Here is a 7,147-nt window from a genome sequence, read left to right on the forward strand (position 1 = left end):
CGTGGAGATCCGAGAACTCGCCGTCCCGGACAGCTACGTCCTCGACCTGGTGCCGCACGGGGACGACCGTGGCCGGTTCACCGAGTGGTACCGCGCCGACGTGCTCGCCGGGGCCACCGGGCGGGCGCTGCCGCTGGCCCAGGCCAACCACAGCGTCTCGGCGCGCGGCGTGCTGCGCGGCGTGCACTTCGCGCTCGTGCCGCCCGGGCAGGCCAAGTACGTCTACTGCCCGGCGGGGCGGGTGCTCGACGTCGTCGTCGACGTGCGGGTCGGCTCGCCCACCTTCGGCGTCTCCGACGCCGTGCTGCTCGAGGCGGAGCGGCCGCGCGCGGTCTTCCTCGCCGAGGGCCTCGGCCACGCCTTCCTCTCCCTCGAGGACGGCTCGTCGGTCACCTACCTGGTCTCCACGGGCTACTCCCCCGGTCGCGAGTTCGGCGTCTCGCCGCTGGACCCCGAGCTCGACCTGCCGTGGCCGGGCGACGTCGAGGTCCGGCTCTCGGACAAGGACCGGGCCGCCCCCACCCTGGCGCAGGCCCGCGAGCAGGGCGTCCTGCCGACGATGGCGGAGTGCCGCGCCTGGTACGCCCAGCAGCGCGCCGGGGCCTAGAGGGCGGGGGCCGCGGGCAGCCGGCCGGGGCGCGGCTGCAGCCGGAGCACCACCCGGCCCACGGCGACCGCGGGCCCGTAGGCCCGGCTGTCGTCGGTGACCAGCGGGTTGTCCCCGCGGACGTCGACCGCGCCGTCGCCGAGCAGCCGGTGCACCCGCTTGACCACCAGCAGGTCCGGGCGGGCCGGGAAGCGGGCCAGGACGACGTCGCCGACCGCCACCCCGCCCGGACGCACCCGCCGCACCAGCAGCCGGTCGCCGTGGCGGACCGTGGGCGACATCGACGGGCCGGTCACCCGGGCCAGGACCCACCCCGAGGGCAGCGGTGGGAACGGTCGCTCGGCGGGACGGGGGCTGATCACCGCGAGTAGGGTCGCAGACGACCCGATCGATCGACACACGAAGGAGCAAGCATGCTGTTCAGCCGCGTGTTCTCCGCCGTCGAGGCCACCGCGCACTGCGACCTCCCGTGCGGCGTGTACGACCCGGCCCAGGCCCGCATCGAGGCGGAGTCGGTCAAGGCCATCCAGGAGAAGTACCAGGGCAGCGACGACGAGGTCTTCAAGCAGCGCTGCGTGCTCATCAAGGAGCAGCGCTCGGACCTGGTCAAGCACCACCTGTGGGTGCTGTGGACCGACTACTTCAAGCCGCCGCACTTCGAGAAGTACCCGCAGCTGCACGAGCTGTTCAACAAGGCCACCAAGCAGGCCGGCGCCGCCGGCGGCAAGGGCAGCATGGACCCGGCCGAGGGCCAGAAGCTCCTCGACTACATCGCCGAGATCGACAAGATCTTCTGGGAGACCAAGGCCGCGGCCTGAGCGCGGACGACGTCCAGACGGCCGGTGGGCACCTCGCCCACCGGCCGTCGGCGTCCCCGGGACCGATGAGTCCCGCCGCCCCGGCCGGTCTGCACCCCGCCACCCCCAGCCCCGAGGAGACCCGATGGCCGTCCGGCTCAACCCCTACCTGCACTTCTCCGGCAACGCCCGCGAGGCGATGGAGCTCTACCGGTCCGTCTTCGGCGGGCACCTCGAGGTCATGACCTTCGGCGACGTCGGCGGGGGCGGTGACCGGTTCCCCGACGACGGCGTCATGCACGCCTTCCTGCGCACCGACCACGGCCTGGAGCTCATGGCCTCCGACGGCCACGACCCCGACGCCGGCGGGCCGGACAAGGTGTCGGTATCGCTGTCCGGGGACGAGACGGAGACCATGACCCGCTGGTTCGAGCAGCTCGCCGAGGGCGGCCAGGTCGACGTCCCGCTCGAGAAGCAGGTGTGGGGCGACACCTTCGGCCAGGTCACCGACCGGTTCGGGATCCGCTGGCTGGTGAACGTCGCGACCCCCGCGAGCTGACGCCGCGACCCGCCCCCCGGCCTCCCCGGCGGGTGGGCGGGGCGCGCGGCCGCCCCCGGTACCGTCGGACCCTGATGCGCATCGACCGGGCCGGGTGGCCCTTCATCACCGGACCCCTGGCCCCGGCCGCCCTGCTGGCCGCCGCCGGCGTGGCCCGCGGGCGCCGCTGGGCGCGGCTCGCCGCGTGGCCGTTCCTCGCCCTGTCGGCCTACATGGTCCTGTTCTTCCGCGACCCCGAGCGCGCCTGCGACCGCGAGGAGCCGCCGGCCGACGTCGTCCTCTCCCCCGCCGACGGCATGGTGATGGTCGCCGGCGAGCCGCAGCAGGGGGTCGCCCCCGAGCCCGCGCCCGAGGGCGGCTGGCAGCAGGTCAGCGTCTTCCTCTCCGTGGTCGACGTGCACGTCAACCGCTCGCCCTACCGCGGCGAGGTGGTGCAGAGCTCCTACCGCAAGGGCAGCTTCCTGGCGGCCTACCGCGCGGAGTCGGCGCACCGGAACGAGCGCAGCGAGCTGTGGCTGCGCGACGGCGAGCGCACCGTCGTCTTCCGGCAGCTGGTCGGGGTGCTGGCCCGCCGCATCGTCACGCGCACCGGCGTCGGCCGGCGGCTGGCCACCGGCGAGCGCTTCGGTCTGATGAAGTTCGGCTCGCGGATGGACGTCTTCGTCCCGGCCGGGTGCACGCTCACCGTGCAGAAGGGGCAGCGGGTGCGCGGCGGGGAGACCGTCATCGCCCGCTGGCCCGCCGCGGGCTGAGGGGCCCGCGGTGCCCAGTACCGCCTCGGGAGAGGGGCGGCCGGCCCCCACGCGGCGCACGGCCACGGTCGAGTTCGTCCGCGGGTCGGTGCGCGGCAGCCGCCGGCGCGCGCTGGCGACCCTGCCCAGCCTGTTCACCCTCGGCAACATGATGTGCGGCTTCGCCGCCATCCTCGTGTCGATCCGCGGCCAGTACACGCTCGCCGCGGTGCTCATCGGCCTGTCGGTGCTGTTCGACATCACCGACGGCGCCGTCGCCCGGCTGGTCGGCGCGGTGAGCGCCTTCGGCCTGCAGTTCGACTCGCTCGCCGACCTGGTGTCCTTCGGGCTGGCCCCCGCGCTGCTGGCGTTCACGCTGTTCTCCGAGGGCCGCGACGAGTGGGACCCGCTGGGCTGGGTCGTGTGCTTCCTCTGGGTGGCGTGCGCCGCGATCCGGCTGGCCCGCTTCAACACCACCATCGACCCGACGGCGGACAAGCGGTACTTCACCGGCATGCCCAGCCCCGGCGCGGCCGGCGTCGTGCTGGCCTCGGTGTTCGCGTTCGGTGACCAGATGCAGGGCCGCGACCGGCTGTGGGTGCTGCTCATCGTGGCCGTCCCGGCGCTGCTCATGGTCAGCACCATCCGGTTCCGCTCGTTCCGCTCGCTGGTCAGCCCGAAGAGCGGCCGGCCCTACGGCCTGGTCGCCGCGGCGGTCGCGCTGGTGATCGGCTTCGCCACCGTCCCCGTCGTCACCGGCTGCGTGCTCGCCTACGGCTACCTGCTGGCGCCGGTCCTGGTCCCCCTGCTGTCCCCCCTCGCCCGGCTGGTGCCGGCCCGCCTCCGTGAGGTGCTGACGTGAGCGTCCGCCCGATCCGTCCCGACGACGTCCCGGCCGTGGTCGGCCTGGTCCGCGAGCTCGCCGAGTACGAGAAGGCCGCGCACGAGGTGCGGCTGACCGAGGAGCAGCTGCACACCGCCCTGTTCGGCGACTCCCCCGCGCTGTTCGGGCACGTGGCCGAGCGCGACGGCGCCGTCGTCGGCACGGCGCTGTGGTTCCTCAACTTCTCCACCTGGCGCGGCACCCACGGCATCTACCTCGAGGACCTCTACGTCCAGCCGCAGCACCGCGGCGGTGGCCTGGGCCGGGAGCTGCTGCGCACGCTGGCCGCCACCTGCGTCGAGCGCGGCTACGACCGGCTGGAGTGGTCGGTGCTCGACTGGAACGAGCCGTCGATCGCGTTCTACCGGGCCGCCGGCGCGGTCCCGATGGACGAGTGGACGGTGTTCCGGCTCACCGATCGGGCTCTGGCCGGTTTCGCGGCCGGCCGGCGCGATGCGGCAGGCTGACGCGGTGACCATCGAGCGGGGCACCGCGGAGTGCTGGCTGACCGACATGGACGGCGTCCTCGTGCACGAGGGGCAGGCCCTCCCGGGCGCCGCCGAGTTCCTCGCGCGCCTGGTCGACAAGGACCGCCGGTTCCTCGTCCTGACCAACAACTCGATCTTCACCCCGCGCGACCTGTCCGCCCGGCTGTCCCGCTCGGGCCTGCAGGTGCCCGAGACCTCGATCTGGACCTCGGCCCTGGCGACGGCGGACTTCCTGTCCACCCAGCTGCCCGGGGGCTCGGCCTACGTCATCGGCGAGGCGGGGCTGACCACGGCGCTGTACGAGGCCGGCTACACCCTGACCGACACCGACCCGGACTTCGTCGTCCTCGGCGAGACCCGCACCTACTCGTTCGAGGCGATCACCCGGGCGATCCGGCTGATCGGCACCGGCGCGCGGTTCATCGCCACCAACCCCGACGTCACCGGGCCCTCGCCGGAGGGACCGCTGCCGGCCACCGGGTCGGTCGCCGCGATGATCACCGAGGCCACCGGCGCCAAGCCCTACTTCGTCGGCAAGCCCAACCCGATGATGTTCCGCAGCGCGATGAACCGGATCGACGCGCACTCGGAGAGCACGGTGATGATCGGCGACCGGATGGACACCGACGTCGTCGCCGGCATCGAGGCGGGCCTGGAGACGATCCTCGTGCTCACCGGCTCGACCACCGCCGCCGACGTCGGCCGCTTCCCGTTCCGGCCCAGCCGGGTCCTGGACTCGATCGCCGACGTCGTCGACCTCGTCGTCTAGCGGCCGGTCGTCCAGCGGCCGGTCGTCCAGCGGCTGGTCGTCCAGCGACCGGTCGTCTAGCGGTCCAGGAAGGCCAGCCGCGCCTCGGGCGTGAACAGCAGGTACAGCTCCGCGACCGCCAGCACGATCAGCGGGATGCCCAGCAGCGGCTGGCCGCCGGGGAACGCGGTGCTGTAGCCGAACAGCCCCAGCAGGATCTGCAGGACGACGACCGGCCCCCGCGCCCACCCCGACACCCGCCGCAGGCCGACGGCGGCGGCGGCCAGGACGGCGCCGAAGATGCCGACGTAGACCACCTCGGCCAGCGCGCGGGCCACGCTGTCGGGGTCGCTGGTGAGGGTCAGCCACAGGAGGACCAGCGCCCCGCCGATCAGCAGGGCCGCCTCGATCGCGGCCACCAGCGCCGCCCGGACGACCGCCGGCGGGGCCTCGGGCCGCGCTGGCCGCGGCGGGCGGGCGGAGGGCTGCGCGGCGCCGCCGAGGAGCCGCTCGGCCCGGCTGGGGCGGCGGGTCGCGTCCTCGTCCGTCACAGGAGCGAGGCTACGCGTCACCGGTCACGCCAGGTCCCGTCCGTGCCCGTCGGACGCCCGGGTGCTGGCTAGCCTGGCCGCATGCGTGCGCTCGTGGTGGCCAACCCCGCGGCGACGACGACCACCGGCCGGGTCCGGGACGTGCTCGTCGGCGCGCTGGCCAGCGAGCTCAAGGTGGACCTCGCCGAGACCACCCACCGCGGCCACGCCCGCGAGCTGGGCCGGCACGCGCTGGCCGACGGGTTCGACGTCGTCGTCGCGCTCGGCGGGGACGGCACGGTCAACGAGGTGGTCAACGGCCTGCTGGCCGACGGGCCCGGCGAGCACGTGCCGACGCTGGCGGTCGTCCCCGGCGGCTCGACCAACGTGTTCTCCCGGGCCCTGGGCCGCTCCCGCGACCCGGTCGAGGCCACCGGCGAGATCCTCGACGCGCTGCGCGCCGGGCGCACCCGCCGCGTCTCGCTCGGCACCGCCAGCGCCACCGGCACCAGCACCGCGCCCGCGGAGGGGGTGGACCCGGCCGCCGCGACCACCGTCGCCGAGGTCGACGCCGCGGCCGACCGAGGCTGGACCGACCCGCGCTGGTTCGTCTTCGCCGCCGGCCTGGGCTTCGACGCCGACGTCATCGCGCGGGTGGAGGCCCAGCGGGCGCGCGGTCGTCGCTCCACCGGCGCGCTCTACGTCCGGGAGGCCACCCGGGCGTTCGTCCTCGGCCGCGAGCGCCGCCGGCCCGCCGTGACGCTGTGCGTCCCGGGCTCCCCGGACCTCGACGGGCTCTTCCTCTGCCTGGTCTCCAACGTCAGCCCGTGGACCTACCTGGGCTCCCGGCCGGTCAACCCGAGCCCGGAGGCCTCCTTCGAGGCCGGCCTCGACGTGTTCGCGCTCGGCCGGATGGGCGTGCTGCGGATGCTGCACACCACCCGGCAGGTGCTGGCCCGCCGCCCCGACGCGCGCGGCCGCGGCGTGCACCGCCTGCACGATCTCGCCGGATTCGAGCTGCGGGCGTCCCGCCCGCAGGGCTGGCAGCTCGACGGCGACCACCTCGGGACGGCGACCGGGCTGCGCGTGCGGTCGGTGCCGTCGGCGCTGTCCGTCATCGCCTAGGTCAGGACCCCACTGCCCCTCCACCCCTCGCACGCTCGGGGCGGGCCCCTGCAGCGGGGCCGAGGCCGGATCGTCGGGCCCGAGGACACGCCCGGGGGCCCGTGTCAAGCACCACTACGCCGCCGAGTGGCGGCCCTAGCACGCCCGTGGTGAGCTTGCTCACGAGGGGTCGACCCAGGGCCCCGGTGCGCTTGACACGAGTTCCTCAGGTGAAAACATCGCGAGAGGAACGCAACCTGCCGGTAACAAGCGGTGGGCGGTCGCTGGAACGAGGCGCTGGGCAACCGGTGTCGCGCCCGCGCGAGCGGCCCGATGTCAGCGATTCGCAAGCAATGTAGTCGACACCGAGGAGTGCACAGACATGGACTGGCGCCACCGCGCGCTCTGCCGGGACGAGGACCCGGAGCTGTTCTTCCCCATCGGGACGACCGGCCCCGCCCTCGTGCAGATCGAGCAGGCGAAGGCGGTCTGCCGCCGCTGCTCGGTCGTCGAGTCCTGCCTCGACTGGGCTCTGCGCTCGGGTCAGGACTCCGGCGTGTGGGGCGGGCTGTCCGAGGACGAGCGGCGTGCTCTCAAGCGCCGTCAGTCCCGCACCCGCGTCCGCGCCTGACGCAGCGGCTGCCGGCTCCCGCCGGCTGAGCAACGGCGCGAGGCCGGTCCCCCAACGGGGACCGGCCTC

11 protein-coding genes are annotated in these 7,147 nt (G+C 74.5%); 9 read left to right on the plus strand and 2 right to left on the minus strand.

Annotated features, from left to right (window positions below; genetic code table 11):
* Position 1: 1 nt before the first annotated feature.
* Positions 2-607 (plus strand): dTDP-4-dehydrorhamnose 3,5-epimerase family protein, encoded by a 606-nt coding sequence (locus ACI796_RS05930; protein WP_456940311.1) that lies wholly within the window; start codon positions 2-4, stop codon positions 605-607.
* Here the strand turns inward: ACI796_RS05930 and ACI796_RS05935 are convergent.
* Complete coding sequence (locus tag ACI796_RS05935) at positions 604-969, minus strand: S24/S26 family peptidase (protein ID WP_456940312.1); 366 nt, start codon at positions 967-969, stop codon at positions 604-606. The genes ACI796_RS05930 and ACI796_RS05935 overlap by 4 nt on opposite strands.
* Positions 970-1,020: 51 nt before the next feature.
* On the opposite strand from ACI796_RS05935, the gene sodN reads away from it, so the two are divergent.
* The 6 genes from sodN to ACI796_RS05965 all read left to right on the plus strand — a co-directional run bounded on the left by sodN (position 1,021) and on the right by ACI796_RS05965 (position 4,834).
* Complete coding sequence (sodN, locus tag ACI796_RS05940; protein WP_456940313.1) at positions 1,021-1,425, plus strand: superoxide dismutase, Ni; 405 nt, start codon at positions 1,021-1,023, stop codon at positions 1,423-1,425.
* Positions 1,426-1,549: 124 nt separating this feature from the next.
* Positions 1,550-1,963, plus strand: a complete 414-nt coding sequence (locus ACI796_RS05945) for a VOC family protein (protein WP_456940314.1) — start codon at positions 1,550-1,552, stop codon at positions 1,961-1,963.
* A 74-nt stretch (positions 1,964-2,037) separates the two neighbouring features.
* Complete coding sequence (locus tag ACI796_RS05950; protein ID WP_456940315.1) at positions 2,038-2,715, plus strand: phosphatidylserine decarboxylase; 678 nt, start codon at positions 2,038-2,040, stop codon at positions 2,713-2,715.
* Between the two features lie 10 nt (positions 2,716-2,725).
* Positions 2,726-3,556: a CDP-diacylglycerol--serine O-phosphatidyltransferase gene (gene pssA, locus ACI796_RS05955; protein ID WP_456940316.1), complete on the plus strand. Its 831-nt coding sequence runs from the start codon at positions 2,726-2,728 to the stop codon at positions 3,554-3,556.
* A complete protein-coding gene (locus tag ACI796_RS05960; protein WP_456940317.1) occupies positions 3,553-4,044 on the plus strand; it encodes an N-acetyltransferase family protein in 492 nt (163 codons plus the stop codon). Before pssA ends, ACI796_RS05960 begins: the two co-directional genes overlap by 4 nt.
* Positions 4,045-4,048: 4 nt before the next feature.
* Positions 4,049-4,834: an HAD-IIA family hydrolase gene (locus ACI796_RS05965; protein WP_456929289.1), complete on the plus strand. Its 786-nt coding sequence runs from the start codon at positions 4,049-4,051 to the stop codon at positions 4,832-4,834.
* 56 nt (positions 4,835-4,890) lie between these two features.
* Here the strand turns inward: ACI796_RS05965 and ACI796_RS05970 are convergent, their stop codons facing one another.
* The gene (locus ACI796_RS05970; RefSeq protein WP_456940318.1) at positions 4,891-5,364 is read right to left on the minus strand and encodes a hypothetical protein; all 474 of its coding nucleotides are present in this window, start codon (positions 5,362-5,364) and stop codon (positions 4,891-4,893) included.
* A gap of 81 nt (positions 5,365-5,445) precedes the next feature.
* On the opposite strand from ACI796_RS05970, the gene ACI796_RS05975 reads away from it, so the two are divergent.
* Together ACI796_RS05975 and ACI796_RS05980 are read left to right on the plus strand one after the other, a co-directional pair.
* On the plus strand, positions 5,446-6,468 hold the full coding sequence (locus tag ACI796_RS05975; RefSeq protein WP_456940319.1) for a diacylglycerol/lipid kinase family protein: 1,023 nt from the start codon (positions 5,446-5,448) through the stop codon (positions 6,466-6,468).
* A 361-nt stretch (positions 6,469-6,829) separates the two neighbouring features.
* Positions 6,830-7,078, plus strand: coding sequence for a WhiB family transcriptional regulator (locus ACI796_RS05980; RefSeq protein WP_387990201.1), 249 nt, complete (start codon positions 6,830-6,832; stop codon positions 7,076-7,078).
* Positions 7,079-7,147: the final 69 nt, after the last annotated feature.

This window comes from Geodermatophilus sp. SYSU D00525 (assembly GCF_054050475.1).

Excerpts from the sequence above, each read along its gene's own strand:
- sodN (WP_456940313.1), top strand. The coding sequence starts at position 1,021 with ATGCTGTTCAGCCGCGTGTTCTCCGCCGTCGAGGCCACCGCGCACTGC.
- ACI796_RS05945 (WP_456940314.1), top strand. The coding sequence starts at position 1,550 with ATGGCCGTCCGGCTCAACCCCTACCTGCACTTCTCCGGCAACGCCCGC.
- ACI796_RS05950 (WP_456940315.1), top strand. The coding sequence starts at position 2,038 with ATGCGCATCGACCGGGCCGGGTGGCCCTTCATCACCGGACCCCTGGCC.
- ACI796_RS05975 (WP_456940319.1), top strand. The coding sequence starts at position 5,446 with ATGCGTGCGCTCGTGGTGGCCAACCCCGCGGCGACGACGACCACCGGC.
- ACI796_RS05980 (WP_387990201.1), top strand. The coding sequence starts at position 6,830 with ATGGACTGGCGCCACCGCGCGCTCTGCCGGGACGAGGACCCGGAGCTG.